The organism is Oerskovia flava, assembly GCF_026163685.1.
Taxonomy (GTDB): Bacteria; Actinomycetota; Actinomycetes; order Actinomycetales; family Cellulomonadaceae; genus Oerskovia_A; species Oerskovia_A flava.
The window spans coordinates 18,650-44,326 of sequence record NZ_JAOXSR010000010.1 but is presented as its reverse complement, the minus strand read 5'-3'; the positions used below and the strand labels follow the sequence as shown (position 1 = coordinate 44,326).

25 protein-coding genes are annotated in these 25,677 nt (G+C 73.1%); 18 read left to right on the top strand and 7 right to left on the bottom strand.

Going from position 1 to position 25,677, the window contains the following annotated elements; all coding sequences use genetic code 11:
* Positions 1-85: 85 nt before the first annotated feature.
* Positions 86-1,282, top strand: a complete 1,197-nt coding sequence (locus OHL10_RS15265; RefSeq protein WP_265523090.1) for a baeRF2 domain-containing protein — start codon at positions 86-88, stop codon at positions 1,280-1,282.
* A 78-nt stretch (positions 1,283-1,360) separates the two neighbouring features.
* Here the strand turns inward: OHL10_RS15265 and valS are convergent, their stop codons facing one another.
* Complete coding sequence (gene valS / locus OHL10_RS15260) at positions 1,361-4,111, bottom strand: valine--tRNA ligase (RefSeq protein ID WP_265523089.1); 2,751 nt, start codon at positions 4,109-4,111, stop codon at positions 1,361-1,363.
* A gap of 74 nt (positions 4,112-4,185) precedes the next feature.
* Here valS and OHL10_RS15255 point away from each other — a divergent pair, with 74 nt between their 5' ends.
* The 3 genes from OHL10_RS15255 to OHL10_RS15245 all read left to right on the top strand — a co-directional run bounded on the left by OHL10_RS15255 (position 4,186) and on the right by OHL10_RS15245 (position 6,628).
* Positions 4,186-5,190 carry a TIGR03557 family F420-dependent LLM class oxidoreductase gene (locus tag OHL10_RS15255; protein WP_265523088.1) on the top strand — a complete coding sequence of 335 codons (1,005 nt, stop codon included), beginning with the start codon at positions 4,186-4,188 and terminating at the stop codon, positions 5,188-5,190.
* Positions 5,187-6,122, top strand: a complete 936-nt coding sequence (locus tag OHL10_RS15250; protein WP_265523087.1) for a coenzyme F420-0:L-glutamate ligase — start codon at positions 5,187-5,189, stop codon at positions 6,120-6,122. Before OHL10_RS15255 ends, OHL10_RS15250 begins: the two co-directional genes overlap by 4 nt.
* A gap of 119 nt (positions 6,123-6,241) precedes the next feature.
* A complete protein-coding gene (locus OHL10_RS15245) occupies positions 6,242-6,628 on the top strand; it encodes a hypothetical protein (protein WP_265523086.1) in 387 nt (128 codons plus the stop codon).
* Positions 6,629-6,739: 111 nt separating this feature from the next.
* Here the strand turns inward: OHL10_RS15245 and OHL10_RS15240 are convergent, their stop codons facing one another.
* The 4 genes from OHL10_RS15240 to OHL10_RS15225 form a co-directional block, all read right to left on the bottom strand.
* Positions 6,740-7,927, bottom strand: a complete 1,188-nt coding sequence (locus OHL10_RS15240) for an AI-2E family transporter (RefSeq protein WP_265523085.1) — start codon at positions 7,925-7,927, stop codon at positions 6,740-6,742.
* A 56-nt stretch (positions 7,928-7,983) separates the two neighbouring features.
* Complete coding sequence (locus OHL10_RS15235; protein ID WP_265523084.1) at positions 7,984-9,069, bottom strand: glutathione S-transferase family protein; 1,086 nt, start codon at positions 9,067-9,069, stop codon at positions 7,984-7,986.
* A gap of 9 nt (positions 9,070-9,078) precedes the next feature.
* Positions 9,079-9,678 carry an HhH-GPD-type base excision DNA repair protein gene (locus tag OHL10_RS15230; RefSeq protein ID WP_265523083.1) on the bottom strand — a complete coding sequence of 200 codons (600 nt, stop codon included), beginning with the start codon at positions 9,676-9,678 and terminating at the stop codon, positions 9,079-9,081.
* A gap of 67 nt (positions 9,679-9,745) precedes the next feature.
* A complete protein-coding gene (locus OHL10_RS15225; protein WP_265523082.1) occupies positions 9,746-10,174 on the bottom strand; it encodes a nitroreductase family deazaflavin-dependent oxidoreductase in 429 nt (142 codons plus the stop codon).
* A gap of 60 nt (positions 10,175-10,234) precedes the next feature.
* Here OHL10_RS15225 and OHL10_RS15220 point away from each other — a divergent pair, with 60 nt between their 5' ends.
* The gene (locus tag OHL10_RS15220; RefSeq protein WP_265523081.1) at positions 10,235-10,738 is read left to right on the top strand and encodes a metallophosphoesterase family protein; all 504 of its coding nucleotides are present in this window, start codon (positions 10,235-10,237) and stop codon (positions 10,736-10,738) included.
* Positions 10,739-10,740: 2 nt separating this feature from the next.
* On the opposite strand, the gene OHL10_RS15215 is transcribed toward OHL10_RS15220, so the two are convergent.
* Entirely contained in the window at positions 10,741-11,694 is a 954-nt protein-coding gene (locus tag OHL10_RS15215) for an AraC family transcriptional regulator (RefSeq protein WP_265523080.1), read from the bottom strand.
* 159 nt (positions 11,695-11,853) lie between these two features.
* Here OHL10_RS15215 and OHL10_RS15210 point away from each other — a divergent pair, with 159 nt between their 5' ends.
* The 6 genes from OHL10_RS15210 to OHL10_RS15185 all read left to right on the top strand — a co-directional run bounded on the left by OHL10_RS15210 (position 11,854) and on the right by OHL10_RS15185 (position 16,997).
* Complete coding sequence (locus tag OHL10_RS15210; RefSeq protein WP_265523079.1) at positions 11,854-12,771, top strand: NmrA family NAD(P)-binding protein; 918 nt, start codon at positions 11,854-11,856, stop codon at positions 12,769-12,771.
* Entirely contained in the window at positions 12,768-13,286 is a 519-nt protein-coding gene (locus OHL10_RS15205; protein ID WP_265523078.1) for an anthrone oxygenase family protein, read from the top strand. Before OHL10_RS15210 ends, OHL10_RS15205 begins: the two co-directional genes overlap by 4 nt.
* A 41-nt stretch (positions 13,287-13,327) precedes the next feature.
* Complete coding sequence (locus OHL10_RS15200; protein ID WP_265523077.1) at positions 13,328-13,825, top strand: CoA-binding protein; 498 nt, start codon at positions 13,328-13,330, stop codon at positions 13,823-13,825.
* Positions 13,822-14,244 carry a TIGR03667 family PPOX class F420-dependent oxidoreductase gene (locus OHL10_RS15195; RefSeq protein WP_265523076.1) on the top strand — a complete coding sequence of 141 codons (423 nt, stop codon included), beginning with the start codon at positions 13,822-13,824 and terminating at the stop codon, positions 14,242-14,244. The genes OHL10_RS15200 and OHL10_RS15195 overlap by 4 nt, the downstream gene beginning before the upstream one ends.
* 145 nt (positions 14,245-14,389) lie before the next feature.
* Positions 14,390-15,232, top strand: coding sequence for a nitrilase-related carbon-nitrogen hydrolase (locus OHL10_RS15190; RefSeq protein WP_265523075.1), 843 nt, complete (start codon positions 14,390-14,392; stop codon positions 15,230-15,232).
* Between the two features lie 88 nt (positions 15,233-15,320).
* Entirely contained in the window at positions 15,321-16,997 is a 1,677-nt protein-coding gene (locus OHL10_RS15185; protein WP_265523074.1) for a molybdopterin-dependent oxidoreductase, read from the top strand.
* A 27-nt stretch (positions 16,998-17,024) separates the two neighbouring features.
* On the opposite strand, the gene OHL10_RS15180 is transcribed toward OHL10_RS15185, so the two are convergent.
* Positions 17,025-18,380 carry an aminotransferase-like domain-containing protein gene (locus OHL10_RS15180; RefSeq protein ID WP_265523073.1) on the bottom strand — a complete coding sequence of 452 codons (1,356 nt, stop codon included), beginning with the start codon at positions 18,378-18,380 and terminating at the stop codon, positions 17,025-17,027.
* 194 nt (positions 18,381-18,574) lie between these two features.
* Here OHL10_RS15180 and OHL10_RS15175 point away from each other — a divergent pair, with 194 nt between their 5' ends.
* From OHL10_RS15175 to OHL10_RS15145, 7 genes are all read left to right on the top strand, one after another.
* Positions 18,575-19,423 carry a nitrilase-related carbon-nitrogen hydrolase gene (locus OHL10_RS15175; protein ID WP_265523072.1) on the top strand — a complete coding sequence of 283 codons (849 nt, stop codon included), beginning with the start codon at positions 18,575-18,577 and terminating at the stop codon, positions 19,421-19,423.
* Positions 19,424-19,448: 25 nt separating this feature from the next.
* The gene (gene hydA / locus OHL10_RS15170; RefSeq protein ID WP_265523071.1) at positions 19,449-20,867 is read left to right on the top strand and encodes a dihydropyrimidinase; all 1,419 of its coding nucleotides are present in this window, start codon (positions 19,449-19,451) and stop codon (positions 20,865-20,867) included.
* Positions 20,868-20,903: 36 nt separating this feature from the next.
* The gene (locus OHL10_RS15165; protein ID WP_265523070.1) at positions 20,904-21,935 is read left to right on the top strand and encodes a TIGR03842 family LLM class F420-dependent oxidoreductase; all 1,032 of its coding nucleotides are present in this window, start codon (positions 20,904-20,906) and stop codon (positions 21,933-21,935) included.
* Positions 21,932-22,789 carry an ABC transporter permease gene (locus OHL10_RS15160; RefSeq protein ID WP_265523069.1) on the top strand — a complete coding sequence of 286 codons (858 nt, stop codon included), beginning with the start codon at positions 21,932-21,934 and terminating at the stop codon, positions 22,787-22,789. The genes OHL10_RS15165 and OHL10_RS15160 overlap by 4 nt, the downstream gene beginning before the upstream one ends.
* Entirely contained in the window at positions 22,786-23,682 is an 897-nt protein-coding gene (locus OHL10_RS15155) for an ABC transporter ATP-binding protein (protein WP_265523068.1), read from the top strand. The genes OHL10_RS15160 and OHL10_RS15155 overlap by 4 nt, the downstream gene beginning before the upstream one ends.
* On the top strand, positions 23,679-24,440 hold the full coding sequence (locus OHL10_RS15150) for an ABC transporter permease (protein WP_265523067.1): 762 nt from the start codon (positions 23,679-23,681) through the stop codon (positions 24,438-24,440). Before OHL10_RS15155 ends, OHL10_RS15150 begins: the two co-directional genes overlap by 4 nt.
* 68 nt (positions 24,441-24,508) lie before the next feature.
* The gene (locus OHL10_RS15145) at positions 24,509-25,663 is read left to right on the top strand and encodes an ABC transporter substrate-binding protein (RefSeq protein ID WP_265523066.1); all 1,155 of its coding nucleotides are present in this window, start codon (positions 24,509-24,511) and stop codon (positions 25,661-25,663) included.
* The last annotated feature ends 14 nt before the right edge of the window (positions 25,664-25,677 follow it).

Sequence of the window (25,677 nt, the reverse complement as noted above, 5' to 3'; positions counted from 1 at the left end):
TGTGGCGCGCGGTCTCGATCTGCAGCACCCTGGAGAGGTCCCCGGGGCGCCCGGCGCCCCACGTCGACGGACATGAGGTGTTCGCATGAAGATCGACTGGCTCAAGCCCCTTCTCGGCCGACCCGGCCCCTTCGCCACGGTGTACATCGATGCGACGAGACCGAGCGAGGCAGAGAACCGGGAGGTCGTCCAGCGCTGGCGGGGTGTGCGTCGTTCCCTGCAGCACGACGGTGCTCCTGCCGAGGTCCTGGACGAGCTCGAGGAGGCGGTGTCGGTCCCGACCCGCGCCCCCGGCGCCCACGGACGTGTCCTGATCGCCGACGACGGCGGGATCCTCGTCGACAGGGTGCTCAAGGACCCGCCGAACCTCACGAAGGGGGTCTGGGGCTCCGTCCCGGCGCTGCTGCAGGCGGCGCGCGCCGCTGACGAGTCGGTCGACTACGTCCGGGTGGTCGTGGACCGCCAGGGCGCCGACCTCACGTGGTCGGTGGCCGGAGGCCACGTCCCCTACCAGGAGTCGGAGTCGGTGGAGGGCAGCCACGACGTCATCAGCAAGGCGAGCAGCACCAGCACGAAGCGCGCGACGATCGAGTCTCGCGTGGAGGACTCCTGGGAGCGCAACGCGGAGACGGTGGCGACCGAGCTGGAGCGTCAGGTCACCGAGCACCGGCCCGAGCTCATCTTGCTGACGGGTGACGTGCGGGCCGTGTCCCTGCTGCGGGGCGCGCTCTCGAAGCGGGTGCTCGAGCTGGTCGTGGACGTCCCCGGCGGAGCGCGCGGTCCCGGCGTCAACGAGGAGGCCCTCGAGGCGAGGATCGCGGAGGCGGTCGAGCGGTTCCGCGTCCAGCGGACCGAGAAGGTGCTCGCCGACTTTCGTCAGGAGCAAGGACGTGACGAGGGTGGCACGACAGAGCTCGGCGACGTGGTCGCCGTCCTGCGCCGCGGACAGGTGCGCGAGCTCATCCTCTCGGACGAGTACGGGCCGGACACCGAGCTCGACGGTCGCACCGTCTGGATCGGGCCCGACCCGCTGCACATCGCGGTCACGAGGTCCGAGCTGGCCGACCTGGGCGTCACCGACGCGATGGAGGAGCTCCCGGCCACGGTCGGGCTGGTCCGGGCCGCGCTGGGCCAGGACGCCGGTCTGACCTTCGCCCCGGCGGGTGCGGTCGAGCTCATCGACGGTGTCGGCGCGGTCCTGCGCTGGTGGGACGACGGCACCCCGAGCGAGCAGGCCGCGAGCATGTCCGGCGACCCGCAGCGGATGCGGGAGATCGTCTGACGGTCGGTCGAACCACCGAGGGCGGGTACCAGATGGTGCCCGCCCTCGGTGCGTCCGCCGCTTGGGCGACGGTCGTTCTCAGCCCTTGCGGCGCGCCTCGGGCTCGCCGAGCTCGGAGCGGACGACGACGAGCCCGCCCTGCACGGCCGCGTCGCCCTGACCCTCGGTGGTCTCGACGAGGTCGAGCGTGCCGGTGACCCGGCCTGCGCCGCGCAGGTCCACCAGCGCCGACTCCACACCGGCCCGTGCGGCGGCGGGGACCGCCAGCTCGGCGGCGAGGATCGGCGTGCGCATCGACACCTTTGCCTCGGACTTCACCTTGCGCAGCGCGGCCAGCGCGTGGCCCGCGGCGGTGAGCACGGCGGGGTCGGCCCCGGCGGACGCCGCGCGCGCGACGTCGGACGTCGGCCACGGCGCGCGGTGCACCGAGCCGGTCCGCCACCAGCCCCAGACCTCCTCGGTCGCGAACGGCAGCACCGGGGCGAACAGCCGCAGCAAGACGTCGAGAGCGATCGCGAGGGCGGTGCGCGCGGACCGGGTTGCGGCGTTCACGTCGGCGGCGCCCGCGCCCGCCCCGTACGCGCGGTCCTTCACGAGCTCGAGGTAGTCGTCGCAGAACGTCCAGAAGAACGTCTCGCTGATCTCGAGGGCCCGCGTGTGGTCGTAGGCGTCGAAGGCCTCCGTGGCCCGGTCGACGACGTCGGCGAGCCCGGCGAGCATCGCCCGGTCGAGCTCGGCCGTGACGAGGGCGGGGTCGAGGGTGATCTCACCGGTGCCGGACTCCGGGTCGACGCCGAACGACAGCGCGAACTTCGAGGCGTTGAGCACCTTGATCGCGAGGCGTCGGCCGATCTTCATCTGGCCGACCTCGAAGGCGGCGTCGGTGCCCAGGCGGGCGGACGCCGCCCAGTAGCGCACCGCGTCCGAGCCGTGCTCCTCGAGCAGGCCCATCGGGGTGACGACGTTGCCCTTGGACTTCGACATCTTCTTGCGGTCCGGGTCGAGGATCCAGCCGGAGATCGCGGCGTTGGCCCACGGCAGCGAGCCGAACTCGAGGTGCGAGCGCACCACGGTCGAGAACAGCCACGTGCGGATGATGTCCTGGCCCTGCGGGCGCAGGTCCATGGGGAAGACCCGCTCGAAGAGGTCCGGGTCGCGCTCCCAGCCGCCCGCGATCTGCGGGGTGAGCGACGACGTCGCCCACGTGTCCATGACGTCGGCCTCGCCGACGAACCCGCCCGGCACCCCGCGCTGGTCGGCGCTGTACCCGGGCGGCACGTCGGACGACGGGTCGACGGGCAGCGACGCCTCGTCCGGCACGATCGGGTCGTCGTGCTCGACGGTGCCGTCCGCGCCGACCCGGTACCACAGGGGGATCGCGACGCCGAAGAACCGCTGGCGGGAGACGAGCCAGTCGCCGTTGAGCCCACCGACCCAGTTCTCGTAGCGCACGCGCATGAAGTCGGGGTGGAAGCCGAGCTCCCTGCCGCGGCCGAGCAGCTCGTCGCGCAGCGCGGCGTCGCGCCCGCCGTTGCGGATGTACCACTGGCGCGACGTGACGATCTCGAGGGGCTTGTCGCCCTTCTCGAAGAAGTTCGCCATGCGCTGGGTCGCGACGGGCTCGCCCGCGAGGTCGCCCGACGCGCGCAGGGCGTCCACGACGGCGGTGCGGGCGGAGAACGTCGTCTTGCCCTCGATCTCGGCGAACAGGGCGCGCGAGCGCTCGCTCGTGAGCCACTCGGGGGTCTCGCGCGAGATGCGGCCGTCGCGCTGGATGATCGAGCGCGTCGGCAGCTGCAGCTCGCGCCACCACTGCACGTCGGTGAGGTCGCCGAAGGTGCAGCACATCGCGATGCCGGCGCCCTTGGTGGGCTCGGCGGCGGGGTGCGCGAGGACGGGCACCTCGACGTCGAACAGCGGCGAGGTGACCGTCGTGCCGAACAGGTGCTGGTACCGCTCGTCGTCCGGGTGCGCCACGAGCGCGACGCACGCGGGCAGGAGCTCGGGACGTGTCGTCTCGATGTGCACCGGCGCACCGCCGTCGCTCGGGTGGAACGCGACCTTGTGGAAGTGGCCGGGGTACTCGCGGGCCTCAAGCTCGGCCTGCGCGACCGCGGTCTGGAAGGTGACGTCCCACAGGCCCGGGGCCTCGGCCTGGTAGGCCTCGTCGCGGGCGAGGTTGCGCAGGAACGCGCGCTGCGCCACCGTGCGGGCGTTGGCGTCGATCGTCTGGTAGTGGTGCGACCAGTCGACCGACAGCCCGAGCCGGCGCCACAGCGCCTCGAACTGCTTCTCGTCCTCGCCGGTCAGCCGCTCGCACAGCTCGATGAAGTTGCGCCGCGAGACCGGGACCTGGTCGGAGAGCTTGGGGGCCTTGCCCGACCCGTCCTCGCTGCCCTGCTGCGGAGGCTCGAAGCCTTCGACGTACGGCAGGCTCGGGTCGCAGCGCACGCCGTAGAAGTTCTGCACGCGCCGTTCGGTCGGCAGGCCGTTGTCGTCCCAGCCCATGGGGTAGAACACCTCACGACCGCGCATGCGCTGGAAGCGCGCGACGACGTCGGTGTGCGTGTAGGAGAAGACGTGACCCACGTGCAGCGAGCCCGAGACCGTGGGCGGCGGGGTGTCGATGGAGTACACCTCGGCGCGGGTCTTCGTGCGGTCGAAGGCGTACGTGCCCTGCTCGCTCCAGCGGGCGTCGTACGTGGCCTCGAGACCGTCGAGGCTCACCCGGTCCGGTACGCCCGAGACCACGGCGCGCACGACGTCGGGGGCGCTCCCGACGGTGTCCGGGGAGCTGGGCGTGGGGTCGGCTGACGAGAAGGCACTCATGGTCACCTATCTTCCCAGATCCGTCGTCGCGTCACGGACGTGTCCACCGCCGTCGGCGGGGATAGGCTCTGGCCATGTCTTCTGCGCTCACCATCGGGTACGCCGCCATGCTGGAGCAGTTCCACCCCACGGAGGTGATCGCCCTCAGCGAGTACGCCGAGAGCCGTGGCTTCAGCGGGGTGATGGCCGCCGACCACTTCCAACCGTGGGTCCCGCAGCAGGGTCACTCGGCGTTCGTCTGGAACGTGCTGTCCGCGCTCGGCGAGCGCACGACCGGCGACCTCGGCCCCGGTGTCACGGCGCCGACGTTCCGCTGGCACCCGGCGATGGTCGCGCAGGCGTCCGCGACGCTCGCGGCGATGTACCCCGGCCGGCACTGGCTCGGGCTCGGCTCGGGCGAGGCGCTCAACGAGCACGTCGTCGCGGGGTACTGGCCCGAGGCCCCCGAGCGCATCAACCGGATGTTCGAGGCGATCGAGATCATCAAGAAGCTCTTCACCGCCTCCCTCGCCGGCAAGGACGTCAAGCACTCCGGGCAGTTCTACAAGCTCGAGTCGACGCGCCTGTGGACCATGCCGGACGTGCCGCCGGAGATCCTCGTCGCGACCGCGGGCCCGGTCACCGCCAAGCGGGCGGGCCGCCACGCCGACGGGCTCATCACGGTCGGCGCGCCGCTCGAGAAGATCTCGATGCTGTTCGGCAAGTTCGACGACGGCGTGCGCGAGTCCGGGCGCGACCCCGAGCACATGCCGAAGGTCCTTCAGCTGCACATGTCGTGGGCGGCCACCGACGCCGAGGCGCTGACGAACGCCATGACCGAGTGGCCCAACGGCGGGATGAAGTTCCCCAAGGCCGACATCCGCTCGCCGCACGACTTCGAGCAGATGGCCAAGCTCGTGCGTCCGGAGGACTTCGAGGGCCGGATGGTCATCTCGTCCGACCCGGACGAGCACCGCGCCTATATCCAGAAGTTCGTCGACCTCGGCTTCGACCGCATCTACCTGCACAACGTCGGGCGCAACCAGCGCGAGTGGATCGACGTCTTCAGCCGCGACGTGCTGCCGAAGCTGACCCGATGAGTGGACCTGCCGCGGGCGACGTGCCCGACGCCGACGTGCCCGACCCCGACGTGCCCGACGCCGCCGGGCACCCGGGCGAGGACGCCTCCTTCGCGGTGTGGGCGCCGTCGGGCATCGGGGAGGTCGCGCCGGGCGACGACCTCGCCGGGATGATCGCGGACGCCCTCGAGGCGGCGCCCCGACCGGGCGGTGCGCTGGCCGACGGCGACGTGGTCGTCGTGACGAGCAAGGTCGTGTCGAAGGCGGAGGGCCGCGTCGTCGCGGCGAGCGACCGCGAGGACGCGATCACGGCCGAGACGGTGCGGGTCGTGGCCTCGCGCACGCACCCCGGCGGGACGTTGCGGATCGTCGAGAACCGGCTCGGTCTCGTCATGGCCGCGGCCGGGGTCGACGCCTCCAACACGCCGGACGGGACCGTGCTGCTCCTGCCGGTCGACCCCGACGCCTCGGCCCGCGCCCTGCGTGCGGCGCTCCAGGAGCGGTTCGGCGTGCGGGTGGGCGTCGTCGTGAGCGACACCGCCGGACGCGCGTGGCGCGAGGGTCTGACCGATCTCGCGATCGGGTGCGCCGGCGTCGTGCCGCTGGAGGACCTGCGCGGGGGTACCGACTCTCACGGTCGTGAGCTGTCGGTGACGGTGACGGCGGTCGCCGACGAGATCGCCGCGGCCAGCGAGCTGGTGCGGGGCAAGACCGCCGGGCGGCCGGTCGCCGTCGTGCGCGGGCTCGGCCGATTCGTGACCGCGGACGACGGCCCGGGCGCCCGCGTGATCGTGCGCGCGGCCGACGACGACATGTTCCGCGAGGGCAGCACCGAGGCGTACGAGCGCGGCTACGACGACGGCGCCGAGTCGGGCTACGCCGACGGCTACCAGGAAGGGTTCGCCGAGGGCCTCCTCGAGGGTCAGGGCAGCGAACCGGTACCCGAGGCCTGACCCACGATGTAGAACCCCGGTCCGCGAGGTAGAACGTTCGGGCGTTCTACCTCGGCGACAGTGGTTCTACCTCGGCAAAGAGCGGGACATCGAGGTTTCGCCGTCCCTAGGCTGGCACGATGCTGCCCGCCGACTGGATCCCGCACCGCCGACACGACGACCGCGAACCCATCGGGTGGATCAGGCCCGAGGCCGACGACTGGGTCGCGGTCTCGATCCTTGGCCACGACATGACGGGCCCGGTCGACTGGACGACCGCCGAGGAGGCGCTCGAGGACACCGGGCTGGCGTGGCTCGCCGACGTGTGGATGCTCGAGCAGGACGGCGGCGAGCCGCTGCGGGTGCGCCTCGTCGAGGTCACACCGGACGGCGTCGTGGTCCAGACGGACGACTTCGGCGCGATCGACGTCCCCGTCGAGCGGTTCGCGCTGCCGTGGCCGGCCCCCGCCATGCTGCGCCCGCGACGGCCCGGCGACCCCGACGGCCGGGTCCTGGGTCCGCCCTAGCGCGGCACGTCGATGCGGGCGATGTCGCCGTGCGCCGTGATGCCCTGGCGGCCGATGCCGGGATCAGCGGGACAGCCCGCACTCGTCCTGCGTCCGCCGACGGATCGGGGGTCAGGGATCCGGCGTGGCGCCGTCCGCGCGGTCGACGGCGCCAGCCCTCGTCGTGCCGACGTTCTCGCCGTCTGTGTCGGGCTCCGCGACGTGCGGGTCTCCCGAGGAAGCGGCGGGACGGGCTGCCGGAGGCACCGCGTCCCCGGAGAGCCAGCGCAGCCAGGTCGCACGCGGGTCGCCCTCGACCAGCACCGCACGTACGAGCAGCGTGAGGGGGATCGCGAGGATCGCGCCCAGCGGACCGATGACGAACGTCCAGAACACGACGGACACGAAGCTCAGGGTGAGGCTGAGGTTCACCGCGTCCGCGACGAACTTGGGTTGCACGAGCACCTGGAGCACCACGTTGACCAGGCAGTAGATCGCCACGACGGCGAGCGCGAGCGGCCACCCGCCGACGACGAACGCCATGATGGCGGGTGGGACGAGTCCGAGCACGAAGCCGATGTTCGGCACGAAGTTCGTCACGAAGGCGAGGATCGCCCACACGACAGGAGCGGGGACGCCGAGCATCGCCAGCGCGATCCCGTCGATGACCGCGACGACCGCGCCGAACGACGCGTTGACGACGAAGTAGCGCCGCACGCCGCTGCTGAACCGGGTCGCCCGGCCGATCTCGTCCGCGCGCGAGGAACCGAAGACGCGGGACGCCGTCGAGTACCGTGCGGCATCGGCGGCCATGAAGATCGCGTAGGCGAGGACGAAGAACAGGGCCGTCGCGATGCCGAGGACGGTGCCGCTGATGTCGCCGGCGAGCGCGAGCACGCGGGACGGCTCGAGCCACGCCGTCGCCGTGGCGGCGAGGTCGGTGTCGATGCCCAGGGCGGAGAGCGCGTCGACCCCGTCGAGCACCGAGGACCGCAGCTGCGGGAGGTACTCGCGGACGAGGTCGGCGAACTGGAACCCCGCGAAGACGAGCATCGCCAGGAGTGCCGCGAGGATGAGGTACGCGACCACCACGACCACGGTCGTCGCGGCCCAGCGCGGCCAGCCCCGCGCCTCCAGCGGGAACCGCACGGGGTGGCAGATGATGACGATCACGGCGGCGAGCAGCATCGGCGCGACGATCTCGTTCGCTGCGTGCAGCCCGGCGAGCAGGACGACCGCCGCGGCGAGCGTCAGCACGGTCCGTGTCGCCGGGGCGAGGGTCGTGGGCGGCGGCGCCGACGCGCCCGGTTCCGAGGTCACGCGCCGACCTTAGCCCTCGTCGGACCCGTTCCCGCGGCGCCGCGCGACGGACGTCGTCAGTCGTCGACCCGGGCGAGCGGCGAGTGGCCGGGTGCGACCCGCTCGCCGTCCGGCACCGGACCCGGGGGTGTGCCGTCGCCGAAGGGCCGTCCGCCCAGCTCCTCGCGCCCGTGGGGCGTGAGCCAGCCGTCGAGGGCCGGGCCGGCGGGCACGATCCCCGACGGGTTGATGTCCCGGTGCACCACGTAGTAGTGCTGCTTGATCTGCTCGACGTCCACGGTGTCGCCGAACCCGGGGGTCTGGAACAGGTCCCGCGCGTAGCCCCACAGCGCGGGCATCTCGCTGAGCTTGTTCCGGTTGGTCTTGAAGTGCCCGTGGTAGACGGCGTCGAAGCGCACGAGCGTGGTGAACAGCCGCACGTCGGCCTCGGTGATGGTCTCGCCCACGAGGTACCGCTGCCGGCCGAGCCGCTCCTCGAGCTCGTCGAGCGCGGCCCACAGCCGCTGGTACGCGCTGTCGTAGGCGGACTGGGAGCCGGCGAACCCGCAGCGGTAGACACCGTTGTTGACCTCGGTGAACACGTGCTGCATCACGTCGTCCAGCTCGTCGCGGTGCGCGGCGGGGAGCAGGTCGGGTGCGCCGTCGCGATGGAACGGCTGCCACTCGGTCGACAGGTCGAGGGTCATCTGGGCGAAGTCGTTGGTGACGACGGCGCCCGTGGTGACGTCGACGATCGCGGGAACGGTGATGCCACGCGGGTACTCGGGGTCACGACGGAAGTACGCGTCCTGCAGGCGCTCGATCCCCAGGACCGGGTCGCGCCCGTCGGGGTCGAGGTCGAAGGTCCAGGACCGTTCGTCGTGGACGGGCCCGGCGAGCCCCATCGAGAGCGCGTCCTCGAGCCCGAGCAGGCGCCGGACGATGATCGCCCGGTTCGCCCACGGGCACGCGCGCGCCGCGACGAGCCGGTAGCGACCCGCCTCGACGGGGTAGCCGTCGCGGCCGTCCGCCGTGACCCGGGCCGTGATGTACCGGGTGTCGCGCTCGAACTCCTTGCCAGGGACCGAGTAGGTGCCGCCCTGGCTGTGCTCGGGCCGTTCCTGGGTCGTGGTGGTCTCGTCGGACTCTCGCGTCGTGCTCATCGGGCGAGCCTACGTGGAGCGCGCGGCCCTCGCCGCCGCCTTGGCGGCCTTCTTCGTGGCCCGGACCTCGTCGAGCGAGGCCTGGTCGGTCACGTCCGCGATGGACCGGTGCGAGCCGTCCTCGCCGTACGCCCCGGCCGCCTCTTTCCATCCCGCCGGTTCGACGCCGTACTGCTTGCCGAGCAGGGCGAGGAAGATCCGCGCCTTCTGGTCACCGAAGCCGGGCAGCGCCTTGAGCCGCTTGAGCACGAGCGCGCCGTCGGGGGCCTCGCCGTCGGGACCGGGGTCGGTCCAGAGCCGGGTGACGTCGCCGTCGTAGTCCTCGACGACGGTCCGTGCGACGGCCTGCACCCGCCCGGCCATGGAACCGGGGTAGCGGTGGATGGAGGGCGGGGTGGAGGCCATGGCGGTGAACTCGTCCGGGTCGGCGTCGGCGATGCGCCGCACGTCCCACCCGTCCATCCGGTCCGCGATCTTGGCGGGGCCGGCGAACGCGACCTCCATCTGCACCTGCTGGTCGAGGAGCATCCCGACGAGCAGGGCGAACGCGTCGGTGGACAGCAGCTGGTCGGCCTCCGGGTCGCCGGTGAGCCACAGGTCGTGTGCCATGGGCCCATCATCGCAGGCGTCCGCTCCGACGTCAGGGGAGCCGCGACGTCAGGCGAGCGGGCAGGGATCAGCCCAGGGGTCGGACGCGGCCCACGAGGAACTCGTCGACCCGCAGCACCCGCAGCGCGCCGCGCACGACCACCGGGACGAGGCGTGCGCCGGCGTCGCCGGTGACACGCCGGAGGTCGTCGACGACGTACCGGCGGCCGCGACGCTCGAGCTCGAAGCTCCCGGCGGTCTCGACGTTGTGCAGCCAGTCGACGTCCGTGCCGTACGTGAGCGCGACGACGACCCGCACCTCGAGCGACCGCACCTCGCCGAGGGAGCGCGGTGGCGTCGGGGCGCGGAAGGCGAACACCGGTGTGGCGCGCGGTCGCCCGCTGCGCCGACCGACGTGGTGGATCACCGCCAGGGGAGGGACCCGGCCGAACGCGCGGCGCAGGAGCGGGTTGAGCACGTGCCGGTTGGTCCGGGCTACCCAGCGGGGGATCGGCATGCACCCCATCCTCGCCCGCACCACCCGTCGCCGCGCGACGGCTGCGCCTATCGTGACGAGGTGACGACCCGGATCCTGCTGCTCAGCGACACGCACGTGCCTGCCCGCGCCAGAGCGCTGCCCGAGCAGGTGTGGCGGGCGGTCGACGACGCGGACGTCGTCGTGCACGCCGGCGACTGGGTCACGGTCGACCTCCTCGATGCTCTCGAGGCGCGTGCCGCGCGCCTCGTCGGCGTGGCGGGGAACAACGACGGCCCCGATCTGCACGGCAGGCTGCCCGAGGTCGCCCGCACGACGATCGAGGACCTGCGGGTCGTCGTCGTGCACGAGACGGGTGGCAAGGACGGGCGCGAGCGGCGGGCAGACGCGGCGTACCCGGGCACGGACCTGCTGGTCTTCGGCCACAGCCACATCCCGTGGGACACGGTCTCGCCGGGCGGGATGCGCCTGCTCAACCCCGGCTCGCCCAGCGACCGGCGGCGTCAGCCGGTGGGCACGTACCTCACGGCGACGGTCGACGCCGACCTGCTGCTCGACGTCGAGCTCGTGCCCGTCGAGCGCTGAGGTCAGGCCGCACCGGCACGCTCGCGGTGGGCGGCCGGGCTCACGCCGCGCACACGCTTGAACGCCGCGCTGAGCGCGAACGGGGTCCCGTAGCCGACGGCGCGCGCGACGGAGCCGACGGTCGCGCCGTCCTCGAGCAGCAGGTCCGCCGCGAGGTCGAGCCGCCACCCCGTGAGGTACGCCATGGGCGGTTCGCCGACGAGCTCGGTGAACCGTCGGGCGAACGCGGCGCGCGAGAGCCCGGTCTCGCGGGCCAGCAGCTCGACGGTCCAGGCCCGCGCCGGGTCGTGGTGGATGAGGCGCAGCGCCGCGCCGACGACGGGGTCGGCGTCCGCGCGGTACCAGCCCGGTGCGTCGGGTCGGGCGAGCCAGGTGCGCAGGCACGAGATGAGCAGGAGGTCGAGCAGCCGGTCGAGGACCGCCTCCTGGCCCGGCAGGTCCTGCACGACCTCGCGCGCGAGCATCTCGACGAGGGTCGCGTCGACCTCGCCGCGCCGGAGGACGACGCGCTGGGGCAGCACCCGTAGGATGCGGCCCCCGACCTCGCCGTCGAGGGGGTACGTCCCGGTGATGATGACGGTCTCGCCGTCGGGGTCGTTGCCCCACGACCGCACGCCCAGCACCGTCATCGGCGAGGCCCCGCCGTCGACGGGGCGGCAGACTTCGGTCGGCCCGATGACGACCTGGGGCGCCGTGGTGGGGGAGTCGGCGACGACGTAGTGGTCGGGGCCACGGAAGAGGATCACGTCGCCCTGCTCCACGTGCACCCCCAGGTCGGCGTCGCGGCCCGGCGCGCCGTCTGCCGGACCGACCCAGCCCGAGCCGCGCAGGACCGGCACGATCGTCAGCGGGGCCTCGTCCTCGATCCGCAGGCCCCACGGCGGGCTCAGGTGGCTGCGCAGGAGGAAAGCCCCCCGCGCCCGGGGGCCGTCGAGCAGCCCGGCGACGGCGTCCATGGCTCCACGGTAGCGCCGGCCCGCGGTGCAGTCGAGACGATCACGCATGCGGTCGAGCGTCTTGACCATGGATCGTCTCGCGATCTGCCAGTTGACTGACGGTGTCCGCACGACCGCCGCACCGGACCACCTGCTGCGGCCCCCCGACAGGAGACTCCCATGACCTCAGAGACGATGACCTCGCAGACCCCGACCTCGCAGCCCACGACCGGCACGACCGTCGCCCCCTCGCCGTCCCCGGGCGGTGGCACCGTCCTCGTCCTCGGCGCGACGGGCAAGACGGGACGCCGTGTCGCGGACCGCCTCGACGCGCTCGGCGTCCCCGTGCGGCGCGCCTCGCGCTCGGTCTCAGGCCCGGGATCGACGCCCTTCGACTGGGACGACGAGTCCACCTGGGCTCCCGCGCTCGACGGCGCGGTCGCGGCGTACGTCGCGTACGCACCCGACCTCGCGATCCCCGGCGCTCCTGAGACCGTCACCCGGTTCGCCGCGGCGGCGCGCGAGGCGGGCGTGCGCCGGCTCGTCCTGCTCTCGGGGCGCGGCGAGACGGAGGCGCAGCGTGCCGAGGCGAGCGTCGCCGTCGTCTTCCCGGAGCGCACGGTCGTGCGGTGCGCGTTCTTCGCCCAGAACTTCAGCGAGAGCTTCCTCCTCGGCCCCGTGCTCGACGGCGTCCTGGCGCTCCCCGTGGGCGACGTCACCGAGCCGTTCGTCGACGTGGAGGACATCGCCGACGTCGCGGTCGCCGCCCTCACGGACGACGGCCACGCCGGACAGGTCTACGAGCTGACGGGCCCGCACCTGCTCACCTTCACCGAGGTCGTCGCCGAGATCGGGGCCGCGAGCGGCCGCGAGGTGACGTTCGTGCCGATCACCCTCGACGAGTTCTCCGCCGGGCTGCGTGCCGACGGGCTCCCGGACGACGTCGTGGACCTCATGCGGTACCTGTTCACCGAGGTGCTCGACGGGCGCGGCGCCCACGTGACCGACGGCGTGCGGCAGGCGCTCGGTCGCGCGCCGCGCGCCTTCGGCGAGTTCGCGCGGCGCGAGGCCGCGGCCTGGGCGGGTGAGCGAGGGTGAGCGCCGTCGACGCCGACGGGTGGCTGGTCCTCGTGGCGTGCGTCGGGTCGGGGCTGAGCGCAGGCGTGCTCTTCGCCTTCTCGACGTTCGTCGGTGCGGGGCTGCGCGCGGCCGGGCCCACGCACGGTGCGTGGACCATGGCCATGATCAACCGCACGGCGATGCGTCCACCCCTCATGCTGCTGCTCGGCGGGACGGCCCTCGTGAGCATCGCCAGCGCCGTCGTCGCCCTGGCGAGCGGGCGACCGGGCGCGGTGTGGACGGTGGTCGGCGCAGCGTCCTACCTCCTCGGTGCCGTGCTCGTGACCGGCGCGGCGAACGTCCCGCTCAACGACCGCCTCGAGGTCGCTGCGCGGGGCGTCACGCAGACCGGGACCGCTCAGGAGGAGGGGCCGACGGCGGCGCTCGCCACGTTCTGGCCGGCCTTCCTCGCGCGGTGGCTCCCCTGGAACCACGTGCGGACCGTCGTCTGCACGTTCGCGGCAGCCGCGTTCGCGATCGCCCTCGCCCCCTGACCCGGCGGAATACGCGGGTCGCCTGTCAGGTTGCGCCCGGTATGAGCTACGACACGCTCCCGACACCGGGCACGGACGCACAGCCGCTCACCTCCGACGAGACGATCCGGCGGGTGCTCGACGGCTCGACGACCTGGGCGGTCGTCGGGCTGTCGAACAACACCTCCCGTGCGGCCTACGGCGTCGCGCGCCTCCTGCAGCAGCAGGGCAAGCGGATCGTGCCCGTGCACCCGAGGGCCGAGACGGTGCACGGCGAGCAGGGGTACGCATCGCTCGCGGACGTGCCGTTCCCGGTCGACGTCGTCGACGTCTTCGTCCGCTCCGAGCTCGCCGGGGCTGTCGCGGACGAGGCGCTCGCGGTCGGTGCGAAGGCGGTGTGGTTCCAGCTCGGCGTGATCGACGCGGACGCTGCCGCACGGGTCCGGGCGGCAGGCGCCGACATGGTCGTGGACCGGTGCCCGGCCATCGAATGGCCGCGACTCGGTCCGGGAGCACCGGCGCGGTCGTCGGGCGGCACCAGGGCGGAGGGTGCGGCGTGAGCGTCATCGACACCTCGACCGACCTCGGTGCGCGGGCGGCGGGGCGTCTTGCGGAGGAGCCGGTCGCCTGGCTCGTCACCGTGGATCCTCACGGCACCCCGCAGCCCACCCCGGTGTGGTTCGTTCGGACGGGTGACGGGCTGGTCGTCGCGAGCCAGCCCGCCACGGCCAAGCTCCGCAACGTGCGGGCGAACCCGCGCGTGGCGCTGCATCTCAACAGCACCCGCACGGGCGACGACGTGATCGTCCTCGTGGGTGCGGCCGCCATCGACGACGCCGGCCTGACGGAGGCCGAGCGGGACGCCTACGACGCCAAGTACTCCGAACCCATGCGCGGCATCGGGATGACCCCCGCGCAGTTCCACGAGGAGTACTCCGTGATCCTGCGGATCGCCCCGGAGAAGCTGCGCGGCTTCTGAGCACGATCCCTGGGTCGTGGCGTCGGCAGCGTCCGACCTCGGCTCCCGGGGTGCTGCGCGGGAGCATCCGCGAGATGGTGGCAGTGCGCAGCAGGACGTGGGGCTGCCGGGCGCAGCAGGCGGGACTCGAGGAGGAGGACGTGCGATGGTGCGAGTGGCGATCACCCAGGCGACGTGGACGGGTGACAAGGAGTCGATGATCGCGCTCCACGAGCGCTGGACCCGTGAGGCCGCGGCCGACGGCGCGCAGGTCGTCGCGTTCCAGGAGCTGTTCTACGGGCCGTACTTCGGGATCACGCAGGACCCGGCCTACTACGCCTACGCGGAGCCGGTCCCCGGCCCGACCGTCGAACGGTTCGCCGCGCTCGCCCGCGAGCTCGGCGTGGTGCTGGTGCTCCCGGTGTACGAGGAGGAGTCGCCCGGGATCCTCTACAACACGGCCGCCGTGGTCGACGCCGACGGCACGTACCTCGGCAAGTACCGCAAGCACCACCTGCCGCACCTGCCGAAGTTCTGGGAGAAGTTCTACTTCCGTCCGGGCAACCTCGGCTGGCCGGTGTGGGACACCGCGATCGGGAGGGTCGGGGTGAACATCTGCTACGACCGGCACTTCCCCGAGGGCTGGCGGACGCTGGGGCTCAACGGCGCCGAGATCGTCTTCAACCCCAACGCGACCGCGCCCGGGATCTCCAACCGGCTGTGGGAGATCGAGCAGCCCGCCGCGGCCGCCGCCAACGGGTACTTCGTCGCGGCGAACAACCGAGTGGGGCGCGAGGACAACGAGTACGGGGACGAGGCCGTGACCTTCTACGGCAGCTCGTACGTCGTCGGACCCGACGGCAACCTCGTCGGCGACATGGCGAGCGGGTCGGAGCCCGGGTTCATCGTCCGCGACGTCGACCTCGAGCAGATCCGTGAGGTCCGCGAGCGCTGGCAGTTCTACCGCGACCGGCGCCCGGACGCCTACGGGCCGATCGTCGCGCCGTAGCGGCACCCCGGCTGCGGCCCGCGGACCGGCACGTCTCGGTCCGGTACCGGACGCGACAAACCACGCGCCGACGGCGCACGCTAGGGGCATGAGCGACAGTCCCCGCCCGACGGCGGACCCCGGCCCGGTGCCGCAGACCGACCGGACCGCGGCCCGGCAGGGCACCGTCGGCCGCACCTTCACGGGGTGGGCGGCCGGTGCCGGCGTCGTGGCCGCGCTCGTGGGGTTCGCGGTCGCCGAGGTCGTCGCCGCGCTCGTCGCCCCGGCGGCCAGCCCGCTGTTCGCGGCGGGGGCCGGCGTCGTCGACCAGGTTCCCGGCTGGCTCAAGGACTGGGCGATCGCGACCTTCGGCACCGCGGACAAGGCCGTCCTCCTCGGCACGATGGTCGTCGTCCTCGCGCTGGGTGCCGCCCTGGCCGGTGCCCTCCAGCTGCGCCGGCCGCCGGCGGGCGCGCTGCTCCTGCTCGGTGTGGGCGCCGTCGGTGCGCTGGTCGCCGCGACCCGGCCCGGCGCGAGCCCGGTGTGGGCGCTGCCGACCGTCGTCGGCGTCGTCGTGGCGGCGCTGGTCCTGCGCCTCGTCGTGCTGCGGCTGCGGGCGTGGCGGGACGAGGCGCGCGCGAGGGAGCGGGTGGAAGCGACGGGGTTCCCGGCGTCGGCACCCGCGGAGTCACCCCTGGACGCCGCGCGCGAGCGCGAGCTCGTCGACCGGCGCCGGTTCCTGGCCCTGACGGGGGTGTCGGCGGCCGCCGCCGTGCTGGTGGCCGCCGGCGCCCGGATGGTCTCGGCGGGCGCGCGGGCGGCGACGTCCGCCCGCGACCTGCTGCGCCTGCCCCGGGCCGCGAGCCCCGCGCCGGCGGTGCCGGCGGGGGCGGAGACCGGGGTGCCGGGCCTGGCGCCGTACGTCACCCCGAACGGCGAGTTCTACCGCATCGACACCGCGCTGCGGGTGCCGCAGGTCGACCCCGAGACCTGGACGTTGCAGATCACCGGGATGGTGGACCAGCCGCTCGAGATCACGTTCGACGAGCTGCTGGACCTGCCGCTGGTGGAGTACCACGTGACCCTGACGTGCGTGTCGAACGCGGTCGGGGGCGACCTCGTGGGCAACGCCCTGTGGCTGGGATACCCGGTGCGTGAGCTCCTGGCGCGTGCGGGCGTGCGCGAGGGCGCCGACATGGTGCTCTCGACGAGCGCCGACGGCTGGACCGCGAGCACCCCGCTCGAGGTGCTCACCGACCCCGACCGCCAGTGCCTGCTGGCCGTGGGGATGAACGGCGAGCCGCTGCCGTTGGCGCACGGCTTCCCGGCGCGCCTGGTGGTCCCGGGCCTCTACGGGTACGTCTCGGCCACGAAGTGGGTCACCGAGCTCAAGGTCACGCGCTTCGCCGACGACGTCGCGTACTGGTCGACCCGCGGGTGGTCGGAGCGGGGGCCGATCAAGCTCGCGTCCCGCATCGACACCCCTCGGACCGACGTGCAGGCGGGGCAGGTGGTGGTCGCCGGCGTCGCGTGGGCGCAGCACACCGGGGTCGCGGGTGTCGAGGTCCGCGTCGACGACGGTGACTGGGCGCAGGCCGAGCTCGCCGAGACCGTCTCGGCCGACACGTGGCGGCAGTGGCTCTACCGCTGGGACGCGGCGCCGGGGACGCACCGGCTGACCGTCCGCGCGACGGATGCCGAGGGCACCGTCCAGACCTCCGAGGTCGCCGCGCCCGCACCCGACGGGGCGTCGGGCTGGCACGCGGTCGAGGTGCGCGTGGGCTGAGCCCGCCGCCGACCGGCGGGGTGCATCTCAGGCGACCGACGCGAGGGCGAGCGCCCGGGCGACGGTCTCGGCGTCGTCGCGCAGCAGGCCGACCGTGACCCGCACGTGCCCGGCGCTGTCCGTGCGCCGCGCCCGGAACGGTGCGCCGGGGGCGACGCGGATGCCGGCCGCCTCCAGGCGGACCAGGGCGGTGCGCTCGTCGTGCACCGGCAGCCACAGGTTCACCCCGTCACCGGCGCGCACCTGCACGCCGTGGGCGGCGAGGGCCTCGACGAGGGTGCGCTGCCGCGCGAAGTACAGGCGGCGGGCGTGCGCGACGGCGGCGATCGCGGCGGAGTCGGTGAGCAGGTCGGCGAGCACCCGCTGCAGGAGCCGGCTCGTCCAGCCGGGGCCGAGCATCCGGCGGGCGACCATCGGGTCGAGCACGGTCGCGGGACCCCCGACCGCAGCGATGCGCAGGTCCGGCCCGTGCGACTTGGAGTACGAGCGCACGTGCACGACGCGGTCGGGCAGGTACGTCCCGAGGCTCACGTCCCGCGCGGAGGCGATCTCCCCCGAGTGGTCGTCCTCGATCACGACCACCCCGGGCCCGTGCCGGCGCAGCAGCGCGGCGAGCTCGCGTGCTCGTGTGGGGGACAGGCTGCGGCCCGTCGGGTTGTGCGCGCGCGGCTGCAGGACGACGGCGCGCACCCCCTGGGCGAGGGCGGCGGCCAGCGCGGTGGGCCGCACGCCGTGCTCGTCGAGCTCGACGGGGACGCGCTCGAGACCCATCTGCTCGAGGAGGTCGAACACGGGCGGGAACCCGGGGTCCTCGACCGCTACCCGGTCGCCGAAGCCCGTCACCTGGTCGAGCGCGCGGCCCATCGCGTCGAGCGCGCCGTCGACCACGGTGACGCGTTGCGGGGCGAACGGCCACGACGCGCGCAGGAGGGCCTCGAGGGCGTCGAGCACCGGCGCCGCCAGGTAGCTGCCCGTCTGGGCCGCGGGCGCGTGCTGCGCGGCCCGGGCGAGGGCGGGGCCCAGCACCGGCAGGAGCTGGGGGTCCGGCGTGCCGCTGGACAGGTCGAGCCGTGGAACGTCGTGCGCCGGGTGGGCCATCGAGCGGTAGCGCGGCGGGAGCCAGCTCGAGGGCTCGGGGAGGACGTACGTCCCCGCCCGCCCGCGCGAGACCACCAGCCCGACGGCGGACAGCGCCTGGAACGCGCCGCTCACCGTCGCCGGGCTCACCCCGAGCTCGTGCGCGAGCACCCGCACGGTCGGCAACCGGTCGCCGGGCGCCAGGACACCGGTCCGCACCAGCCGCGCGACGGTCGCGGCGATGCCCCGCGGGCTGCGGTCGACCACCTGCGAGGCGAGGGAGGACGTGGCTGCGACGGGCTCCATGGGGTTCATGGTGCCCCCTCGCAGGGCCCCGTCCCGGAGTGTTTACGCCGCCGACACGCACGGACCCGAGACCGAAACCCCCGGTTACGCCGCAGAAATGTTCACGCAGCAGAGTCACATTCGTCGGCGGTCGAGCCGGCACAGTCGTCAGTCGCACCGACGGGTCCTGCCCGTCGAGATCCGCCGGAGGCCCCATGAGCGTCGTTCGCGTTGCATTCACCCAGGCACGCTGGACAGGTGACAAGGAGTCGATGATCGCGCTCCACGAGCGCTGGACCCGCGAGGCCGCGTCCCGCGGCGCACAGGTCGTCGCGTTCCAGGAGCTGTTCTACGGCCCGTACTTCGGCATCACGCAGGACACCGCCTACTACGACTACGCCGAGTCGGTCCCCGGCCCGACGGTCGAGCGCTTCGCCGCGCTCGCCAAGGAGCTCGGGGTCGTGCTCGTCCTGCCCGTCTACGAGGAGGACCAGCCCGGGGTGCTCTACAACACGGCGGCGGTCGTGGACGCGGACGGCACCTACCTCGGCAAGTACCGCAAGCACCACATCCCGCACCTGCCGAAGTTCTGGGAGAAGTTCTACTTCCGTCCCGGCAACCTCGGGTACCCGGTCTTCGAGACCGCCGTCGGGCGCATCGGGGTCAACATCTGCTACGACCGGCACTTCCCCGAGGGCTGGCGCGTGCTCGCCCTGAACGGGGCCGAGATCGTCTTCAACCCCAACGCCACCGCGCCCGGCGTCTCCAACCGGCTGTGGGAGATCGAGCAGCCCGCCGCCGCCGCGGCCAACGGCTACTTCGTCGTCGCGAACAACCGTGTCGGGCGCGAGGACAACGAGTACGGGGACGAGGCCGTGAGCTTCTACGGCAGCTCCTACGCGGTGGGACCCGACGGCAACCACGTCGGCGAGGTCGCGTCGTCGAGCGAGGACGAGCTCGTCCTGCGGGACCTCGACCTCGGCCAGATCCGTGAGGTGCGCGAGCGCTGGCAGTTCTTCCGTGACCGCCGCCCGGACGCCTACGGCCCCGTCGTCGCCCCCTGACCCGCCACCCTCCCGGAGGTCCCCCGTGAAGACCCTCATCAGCGGCGGCACCGTCGTCAACGCCACGGGCCGCGCGCCGGCCGACGTCCTCGTCGACGGCGAGACGGTGGCCGCGGTCCTCGCGCCCGGCTCGACCGCGCTCGGCGTCGACCTGGCCGCGCACGTCGACCAGGTCATCGACGCGACCGGCAAGTACGTCGTCCCGGGTGGCGTCGACGCGCACACCCACATGGAGATGCCGTTCGGGGGCACGTCCGCCTCCGACACCTTCGCCACCGGCACGACGGCCGCGGCCTGGGGCGGGACGACGACGATCGTCGACTTCGTCGTGCAGTACCCCGAGCAGAACGTCCTCGACCAGTACGCGGCCTGGCACGAGAAGGCCGCGGGCAGCTGCGCCGTCGACTACGGCTTCCACCAGATCCTGTCCGACGTGCAGGACTCCTCCCTGCACGCGATGGACGAGCTCATCGCCGAGGGCGTGACCAGCTTCAAGCTCTTCATGGCCTACAAGGGGGTCTTCCTCTCCGACGACGGGCAGATCCTGCGGGCGATGCAGAAGGCGGCCGACAACGGCGCGCTGATGATGATGCACGCGGAGAACGGCGCCGTCATCGACGTCCTCGTCCAGCAGGCGCTCGCCGCCGGGAACACCGCGCCGGTCTTCCACGGGCTCACCCGCCCGTGGCAGGCCGAGGCCGAGGCGACGTCGCGGGCGATCATGCTCGCCGACCTCACGGGCGCGCCCCTGTACGTCGTGCACGTGTCCGCCAAGCAGGCGGTCGAGCAGATCGCGCTCGCCCGCGACCGGGGGCAGAACGTCTTCGGCGAGACGTGCCCGCAGTACCTGTACCTCTCGCTCGAGGAGCAGCTCGGGGCGCCCGGGTTCGAGGGCGCCAAGTGGGTGTGCTCGACGCCGTTGCGCTCGCGGGCGGAGGGCCACCAGGACCACATGTGGCAGGCGCTGCGGACCAACGACCTGCAGCTCGTCTCGACCGACCACTGCCCCTTCTGCATGAAGGACCAGAAGGAGATGGGCGTCGGGGACTTCTCGAAGATCCCCAACGGGATCGGGTCCGTCGAGCACCGGATGGACCTCATGTACCAGGGCGTCGTCAGCGGTCGGATCAGTCTCGAGCGCTGGGTCGAGATCTGCTCCGTCACGCCCGCCCGGATGTTCGGCATGTACGGCCGCAAGGGGGTCGTCGCCCCGGGGGCCGACGCCGACATCGTGATCTACGACCCGGCCGGGCACACGAGCATCGGCCTCGGCAAGACCCACCACATGAACATGGACTACTCCGCCTGGGAGGGCTTCGAGATCGACGGGCACGTCGACACGGTGCTCTCGCGCGGGACCGTCCTCGTCACCGGCGGCGAGTTCGTCGGCAGGGTCGGCCACGGGCGCTACGTCAAGCGCGACCTGACCCAGTACCTCGTCTGACCCCGGTACCTCGTCCGCCCGCCTCAAGGAGCACCCATGGACTTCGGCGTCGTCCTGCAGACCGACCCGCCCGCCTCCCGCGTCGTCGACCTCGCCCGGCAGGCCGAGAACCACGGCTTCGACTACGCCTGGACGTTCGACTCCCACCTGCTGTGGGAGGAGCCGTTCGTCGTCTACTCCGCCATGCTGGCGGCGACCCGCAAGATCGTCGTGGGCCCGATGGTGACCAACCCGGCCACGCGCGACTGGACCGTCCTCGCGTCGTTGTTCGCGACGCTCAACGAGATGTTCGGCAACCGCACGGTCTGCGGGATCGGGCGGGGGGACTCGGCGGTGCGCACCCTCAACGGGCGTCCGTCGAACCTCGCGACGCTGCGCGACGCGGTGCACGTCATCCGTGAGCTGGCGAACTCCCGGTCGGTGGAGGTCAACGACCGCACGGTGCAGTTCCCGTGGAGCGTGGGCTCGGCCCTCGAGGTGTGGGTCGCGGCGTACGGTCCGCGGGCGCTCGCGCTGACCGGCGAGGTCGGGGACGGGTTCATCCTCCAGCTCGCCGACCCGGACATCGCCGCGTGGATGATCCGGGCCGTGCGGGACTCCGCCGAGCAGGCCGGCAGGGACCCGGACGCCATCTCGTTCTGCGTGGCGGCGCCCGCCTACACGGGCGACGGCGACTCCCCGGCCGAGCGCGCGCACATGCGCGAGCAGTGCCGCTGGTTCGGGGGCATGGTCGGCAACCACGTCGCGGACATCGTGGCGCGCTACGGCTCGGACTCCGCGATCCCCAAGGCGCTGACCGACTACGTCGCGGGCCGCGAGGGCTACGACTACAACGAGCACGGCCGGGCCGGGAACTCCCACACCGCCTTCGTGCCCGACGAGATCGTCGAGCGGTTCTGCGTGCTCGGGTCCCCGCGCGAGCACGTCGCCAAGCTCGAGGCGCTGCGCGAGCTCGGCGTCACCCAGTTCGCCGCCTACCTCCAGCACGACAACAAGGAGGGCACGCTGCGCACCTACGGCGAGCGGGTCATCCCTGCGATGCGGGCCCCGGTGGTGGCGAGCGCATGAGACGAGCCGTCGTGGGCGCCGCGGGGGTGCTCGCGCTCGCCCTCCTGTGGGAGGGCTACAAGCTGCTCGCGCCCGACGACGGCGTGGTCGTCGGCGACGTCACGGTGCTGCCCCGCGCGAACGACGTCGCGATGCCGCACCTGTGGGACATGGTCGCGCGGGCGTTCGAACCGGTGAGCTCGGCGACCGGTGCGCCGCCGCTGTGGCTCGCCGTCCTGCAGGCCTCGGCGTTCACGCTGGGCGTGGCCGCCGTCGGGTGGGTCGTCGGTGTCGTCGTGGGTCTGCTCGTCGCGACCGTCATGCAACGGTTCCGCACGGCCGCCTCGGCCCTCCTTCCCTGGGTGGTCCTCAGCCAGACCGTCCCGCTCATCGCCCTCGCACCCCTCGTGCGGCGCTGGGGGTCGCAGCTGGAGACCGGCGCGCTCGACTGGCAGGACTGGATGTCGGTCGCCGTGATCGCCTCCTACCTCGCGTTCTTCCCGGTCTCGGTCGGTGCGCTGCGCGGGTTCTCGTCGCCCGACGCGGTGCACCTCGACCTCATGCGCTCCTACGGCGTGGGCTGGTGGCGCACCTTCGGGCGGCTGCGGGCCCCCGCCGCCGTGCCGTACCTGCTGCCCGCGCTGCGCCTGGCGGCCGCGAACGCCGTCGTCGGCACCGTCGTCGCCGAGGTCTCCATCGGCCTGCGCGGCGGCGTCGGCCGCATGATCGTCGAGTTCGGCGCGAGCGCGAGCGCCGACCCCGCCAAGCAGTGGTCGCCCATCGCCGGCGCCGTCCTCGTCGGCCTCGTCGCGGCCGGCGCCTGCGCCCTCGTGGGCCTCGCCCTGGCCCGCTACCGCGTCTCGGAGGTCTCATGAGCACCACCCACCCACCGACCGGCCCGGGCGCCTCGGCGGCCCCGGCCGTCGAGGCCCGCGGCGTCAGCCGCACGTTCGACTCGCGCTCCGGCGAGGTCGTCGCGCTCACCGGAGTCGACCTGACCGTCCGCGCCGGGGAGTTCGTCGCCCTCATCGGTCCGTCCGGGTGCGGCAAGTCGACGCTCCTGCGCCTGATCGCCGACCTCGACCAGCCGACGGCGGGCGAGCTGACGGTCTTCGGGCGCACCCCGCGCGCGGCGCGTCAGAACCAGGACTACGGCATCGCCTTCCAGCAGGCGGGCCTGCTGCCGTGGCGGACGGTCCGGGCCAACGTCGAGCTCCCGCTCGAGCTGCACGGGACCGGCCGCGCGGCGCGCGGCGCCCGGGCGCGCGAGCTGCTCGACCTGGTCGGTCTCGCGGAGTTCGCGGAGCACCACCCGCACCAGCTCTCGGGCGGGATGCAGCAGCGGGTGGCGATCGCCCGCGCGCTGGCCGAGAGCCCGAGCCTGCTCCTCATGGACGAGCCCTTCGGAGCTCTCGACGAGATGACGCGCGAGCACATGCAGACCGAGCTGCTGCGCCTGCGGGCCGAGACGGGAGCCGCCGTGGTCTTCGTGACGCACTCCATCCCCGAGGCCGTGTACCTCTCGGACCGCGTCGTCGTGATGTCCGCGCGCCCCGGTCGTGTGCGGGAGATCGTCTCCGTCGCCCTCGGCGACGCGGCGGACCGGTCCGAGGACCTGCGCGAGGACGTGGCGTTCTTCGACCGCGTCCGCGCCGTGCGCGAGTCGTTGCACGGCACGGGCAACGGCACGGGCAACGGCACGGGCGCCGGCACGGGGACGAGCACGGGTGCTGCGACGGGCGCGGGTCGGGGAGCGGACGCCCGATGAGGTCCGTCGACCGCGCCCGGATCCTCCTCGCGCCGGTCCTCCTCGGGCTGCTCGCGCTCGCCGCGTGGCAGGCCGCCGTCGTGGTCCTCGAGCTGCGGCCGTTCGTGGTGCCCAGCCCCACGGCCATCGCGGGGGAGCTCGTCGAGCACGCCGACCTCATCGCGACGGCGAGCCTGGCCACCGCGCGCAACGCGTTCGTCGGGCTGGTCGTCGGCGTCCTGGTCGCGGTCGCCGGCGCGGCGCTCTCCTCGGGTGCGCGCCTGATCGACGAGGCGAGCGCGCCGCTCGTCACCGCCGCCGCCGTCGTGCCGATCGTGGCCCTCGCCCCGGTGCTCTACACGATGTTCGGCGCCGGGGCGCAGACGGCCCGCGTCATCGTGGCCGCGATCGTCGCGTTCGTGCCGGTCTACGTGAACACGCTGCGCGGGCTGCGGACCGTCGCACCCGTCCACCGGGACCTCCTGCACGTCTACGCGGCGACCCGCCGACAGGCCGTCGTCGCGGTGACCCTGCCCGGGGCGCTGCCCTTCTTCTTCACCGGGCTGCGCGTGGCGTCCTCGCTCGCGGTGATCTCGGCGCTCGTCGCCGAGTACTTCGGCGGGCCCGTCGACGGGCTGGGCAAGGCCATCACCTCGGCGGTGTCCTCCAGCAGCTACGCCCTCGCCTGGGCGTACGTCGTGGGGTCCGTCCTCACCGGTCTCGTCTTCTACTGCGCGACGTCCGCGCTCGAGCGCGGAGTGCTGGGCCGCCGCCCCTAGACCGCTCCACCGCACCACCGGCAGATCATCGGCACGACCACCGGCACGACCACCGAGAGGAACCGACCATGAAGCACACGAGGCACACCCGCCCCGCGACCGTCGCGGTGCTGGCCACGACCGCCGCGCTCGTCCTCAGCGCGTGCGGGAGCGAGGACCCGTCGACCGGCACAGACGGCGCGGACGGCGACCTGACGCCCGTCACGCTCCAGCTCCAGTGGGTGGCGCAGGCGCAGTTCGCCGGCTACTACGCGGCCCTGGACCAGGGGTACTACGAGGAGGAAGGGCTGGACGTCACGATCCAGGAGGCCGGGACGGACACCGTCCCGATCGACGTCCTCGCCGCGGGGGAGGCCGACTACGCGATCTCCTGGGTCCCGAAGGTCCTGGGCTCGATCGAGCAGGGCACCGAGGTGACGAACGTCGCGCAGATCTTCGAGCGGTCGGGCACCCTGCAGATCGCGTTCGCCGACGCCGGCATCGACGGACCCGAGGACCTGGCCGGGAAGAACGTCGGCAGCTGGGGCTACGGCAACGAGTGGGAGCTGTTCGCGGGCATGCAGTCCGCCGGCGTCGACCCCACGGGCGACGTCTCGCTCGTCCAGCAGGCGTTCGACATGAACGGCTTCCTCGCCGGCGACATCGACGCGGCGCAGGCCATGACGTACAACGAGTACGCGCAGGTGCTCGAGACGGTGAACCCGGACACGGGTGAGCTGTACCAGCCCGAGGACCTCACGGTCATCGACTGGAACGACGTCGGGACCGCCATGCTGCAGGACGCCGTGTGGGCCGACGCGGCGCGCCTCGCCGACGACGAGGAGTACGCCGAGACGACCGTGCGGTTCGTCAAGGCGTCCCTCAAGGGATGGGTGTACGCCCGCGACAACGCGCAGGAGGCCGCGGACGTCGTCACCGCCTCGGGCTCCACGCTCGGCACCAGCCACCAGCTGTGGCAGACGAACGAGGTGAACAAGCTCGTCTGGCCGTCGACGAGCGGGATCGGCACGATCAACGCCGACCAGTGGGAGCAGACCGTCGACATCGCCATGAGCACCGCGAACGAGACGGGCGCCACCATCATCACGACCGAGCCGCCTACCACCGCCTACAGCAACGACTACGTCGAGCAGGCCATCGCCGAGCTCGAGGACGAGGGCGTCGACGTCCTCGGCACGGACTTCGCACCGATCGAGGTCACCCTCAACGAGGGCGGCGCCTGACCACCTCCGACGCC

Coding starts and splice junctions, on each gene's coding strand:
- OHL10_RS15185 (WP_265523074.1), top strand. CDS start 15,321: ATGAGCGACAGTCCCCGCCCGACGGCGGACCCCGGCCCGGTGCCGCAG.
- OHL10_RS15210 (WP_265523079.1), top strand. CDS start 11,854: ATGACCTCAGAGACGATGACCTCGCAGACCCCGACCTCGCAGCCCACG.
- OHL10_RS15215 (WP_265523080.1), bottom strand. CDS start 11,694: ATGGACGCCGTCGCCGGGCTGCTCGACGGCCCCCGGGCGCGGGGGGCT.
- OHL10_RS15230 (WP_265523083.1), bottom strand. CDS start 9,678: ATGGCACACGACCTGTGGCTCACCGGCGACCCGGAGGCCGACCAGCTG.
- valS (WP_265523089.1), bottom strand. CDS start 4,111: ATGAGTGCCTTCTCGTCAGCCGACCCCACGCCCAGCTCCCCGGACACC.
- OHL10_RS15180 (WP_265523073.1), bottom strand. CDS start 18,380: ATGGAGCCCGTCGCAGCCACGTCCTCCCTCGCCTCGCAGGTGGTCGAC.
- OHL10_RS15165 (WP_265523070.1), top strand. CDS start 20,904: ATGGACTTCGGCGTCGTCCTGCAGACCGACCCGCCCGCCTCCCGCGTC.
- OHL10_RS15155 (WP_265523068.1), top strand. CDS start 22,786: ATGAGCACCACCCACCCACCGACCGGCCCGGGCGCCTCGGCGGCCCCG.
- OHL10_RS15265 (WP_265523090.1), top strand. CDS start 86: ATGAAGATCGACTGGCTCAAGCCCCTTCTCGGCCGACCCGGCCCCTTC.
- OHL10_RS15225 (WP_265523082.1), bottom strand. CDS start 10,174: ATGCCGATCCCCCGCTGGGTAGCCCGGACCAACCGGCACGTGCTCAAC.
- OHL10_RS15235 (WP_265523084.1), bottom strand. CDS start 9,069: ATGAGCACGACGCGAGAGTCCGACGAGACCACCACGACCCAGGAACGG.
- OHL10_RS15245 (WP_265523086.1), top strand. CDS start 6,242: ATGCTGCCCGCCGACTGGATCCCGCACCGCCGACACGACGACCGCGAA.
- OHL10_RS15145 (WP_265523066.1), top strand. CDS start 24,509: ATGAAGCACACGAGGCACACCCGCCCCGCGACCGTCGCGGTGCTGGCC.
- OHL10_RS15255 (WP_265523088.1), top strand. CDS start 4,186: ATGTCTTCTGCGCTCACCATCGGGTACGCCGCCATGCTGGAGCAGTTC.
- OHL10_RS15160 (WP_265523069.1), top strand. CDS start 21,932: ATGAGACGAGCCGTCGTGGGCGCCGCGGGGGTGCTCGCGCTCGCCCTC.
- OHL10_RS15190 (WP_265523075.1), top strand. CDS start 14,390: ATGGTGCGAGTGGCGATCACCCAGGCGACGTGGACGGGTGACAAGGAG.
- OHL10_RS15250 (WP_265523087.1), top strand. CDS start 5,187: ATGAGTGGACCTGCCGCGGGCGACGTGCCCGACGCCGACGTGCCCGAC.
- OHL10_RS15150 (WP_265523067.1), top strand. CDS start 23,679: ATGAGGTCCGTCGACCGCGCCCGGATCCTCCTCGCGCCGGTCCTCCTC.
- OHL10_RS15175 (WP_265523072.1), top strand. CDS start 18,575: ATGAGCGTCGTTCGCGTTGCATTCACCCAGGCACGCTGGACAGGTGAC.
- OHL10_RS15200 (WP_265523077.1), top strand. CDS start 13,328: ATGAGCTACGACACGCTCCCGACACCGGGCACGGACGCACAGCCGCTC.